The organism is Rhizobacter sp. P2_H2, assembly GCF_056403375.1.
The window spans coordinates 1-2109 of record NZ_JBFUFP010000952.1 but is presented as its reverse complement, the minus strand read 5'-3'; the positions used below and the strand labels follow the sequence as shown (position 1 = coordinate 2109).

Sequence of the window (2109 nt, the reverse complement as noted above, 5' to 3'; positions counted from 1 at the left end):
GCCACGTACTGGACCTCGCCCGACGGCGAGCAGGTCGACGTCGAACTGCGGCTGCCGCAGGCCTCGCGCGAGAACATCACGCAGCTCGACAGCCTGCCGGTCGCCTATGCGAAGGACGGCACGCCGATCGCGCTGTCGCGCGTGGCCGACATCGTGCCGGTGGTGAACCCGCTGGTGATCAAGCGCCAGGACCTGCAGCGCCGCCAGGCCATCTATGCCGGCACGCAGGGCCGCCCGAGCGGCGACGTGGGTGCCGACGTGCAGAAGATCGTCAAGGAGACGCAGCTGCCGCCGGGCTACCGCTTCGACGTCGGCGGGCAGACCAAGGACCAGGCCGAGGCCCTGAGCGGCATCCTGATGGCGCTGGTCGCGGCCGTCATCTTCATCTACATCGTGCTGGCCTCGCAGTTCGGCAGCTTCCTGCAGCCGGTGGCGATCATGGTGTCGCTGCCGCTGGCGCTGCTGGGCGTGATGATCGCGCTGTGGGTGACGCGCTCGACGCTGAACCTGTTCTCGATGATCGGCCTGGTGATGCTGATGGGGCTGGTGACGAAGAACGCGATCCTGCTGGTCGACTTCGCGAACCACGGCCGCAAGGCCGGCCTCTCGATGGCCGACGCGCTGCTGCAGGCCGGGCTGGTGCGGATGCGACCGATCATCATGACGACGGCCGCGATGGTGTTCGGCATGCTGCCGCTGGCGCTCGCGCTCGGCGAGGGCGGCGAGATCCAGGCGGGCATGGGGCGGGCCATCATCGGCGGCGTGATCACGTCGACGCTGCTGACGCTGATCGTCGTGCCGGTGGTGTATTCCTACCTCGTGCGAGAGCGCAAACCCTCGCCGGTGCACGACGAAGCACCGGCCCTGCCGAGCGGGGATCTCATCGCCAAGTAGTCAGAACAGGTGCCCGACGTTGAACCAGGTCAGCAGGCCCAGCGCCGCGAAGATCGCCGCCGCGATGCCGTGCACGAGCTTGATCGGCAGCTTCGTCGCGGCCTGGTGCCCGAGCAGCACCGCGGGCACGTTGGCCAGCATCATCCCGAGCGTCGTGCCGGCCACCACCGCGCCGAGGTCGGCATAGCGCGCGGCGAGGGCGACGGTCGCGATCTGCGTCTTGTCGCCCATCTCGGCGAGGAAGAACGCGATCACCGTGGTGCCGAACACGCCGAAGCGCTGCGGGGCGGCCTCGTCCTCGTCGATCTTGTCGGGGACCAGCATCCACGCGGCCATCGCGAGGAACGACCCACCGATGATCCAGCGCAGCGTGTCCGGCCCGAGCCAGGCTGCGATCGCGGTGCCGACGGCGCCGGCCAGCGCATGGTTGACGAGGGTCGCGACCAGGATGCCGAGGATGATCGGCAGCGGGCGGCGGAACCTGGCGGCGAGCAGCAGCGCGAGCAGCTGGGTCTTGTCGCCGATCTCGCCGAGCGCGACGGCGCCGGTCGAGACGAGGAAGGCTTCCATGAGGGGGCAGTACTCCGGGGCCGGTGGACGCAACGACCGCGCCGCAACCCCGGCCCTTCCGGAGGCAGCACGGTCATCGGTCTTGCCAGGCCTGTGACAGGGTCACTGCTGCCTGCGCCATGGCCTGAGGGCCAAGTGTGTTGACGCAAGCCCCTGCAGTGGCTGCAGGGCGGCTACTCCCCAATGACGGGTGGGGCGCATTGTAGTCGCGCCGGATGTCGTCGAGGCTGACGGTGAGGTCGATGTCCAGTGTCGAGTAGTCGCCCGTCAGGCGATCGGTGGGGCAGGCTGCAGGGCGGGTTGTCATCGTCGCTTCCTTCTCGGCAAGTGCGGGAAGCGGCAGTCTGCAAGTCAACTCGTAACCAGATGTGGCCATTGAGTAACCCGCCGGATACATCTTGGCGGATCGGCTGTCACGGAAGTCACACCTGGCGCGACACGTGGATCACGTCGCGCACGATCGGGTAGATGTGGTTCTGCCAGCGCCGGCCGCTGAAGACGCCGTAGTGGCCGACGCCGGCTTGCACGTAGTGTGTGCGCAGGTACGGCCGCAGCCCGCTGCACAGGTCCTGCGCGGCGAGGGTCTGGCCGGGCGCGCAGATGTCGTCGCGCTCGCCCTCGACCGTCAGCAGCGCAGTGCGGCGG

At 68.8% G+C, this 2109-nt stretch carries 2 protein-coding genes, 1 pseudogene and 1 riboswitch; of the genes and pseudogenes, 1 reads left to right on the top strand and 2 read right to left on the bottom strand.

All coding sequences use genetic code 11. The features are described from left to right. Window positions 1–894, top strand: an 894-nt coding sequence (locus tag AC1D15_RS28655) for an efflux RND transporter permease subunit (RefSeq protein WP_477828685.1), incomplete at its 5' end; no start/stop codon positions are given. On the opposite strand, the gene AC1D15_RS28650 is transcribed toward AC1D15_RS28655, so the two are convergent. Both AC1D15_RS28650 and AC1D15_RS28645 read right to left on the bottom strand, forming a co-directional pair. Further along, window positions 895–1464, bottom strand: coding sequence for a TMEM165/GDT1 family protein (locus AC1D15_RS28650; protein ID WP_477828684.1), 570 nt, complete (start codon window positions 1462–1464; stop codon window positions 895–897). Between the two features lie 8 nt (window positions 1465–1472). Further along, window positions 1473–1658, bottom strand: a riboswitch (yybP-ykoY riboswitch). Window positions 1659–1886: 228 nt separating this feature from the next. After that, a pseudogene (locus AC1D15_RS28645) lies at window positions 1887–2109 on the bottom strand (polyhydroxyalkanoate depolymerase); the annotation flags it as partial.

Coding starts and splice junctions, on each gene's coding strand:
- AC1D15_RS28650 (WP_477828684.1), bottom strand. CDS start 1,464: ATGGAAGCCTTCCTCGTCTCGACCGGCGCCGTCGCGCTCGGCGAGATC.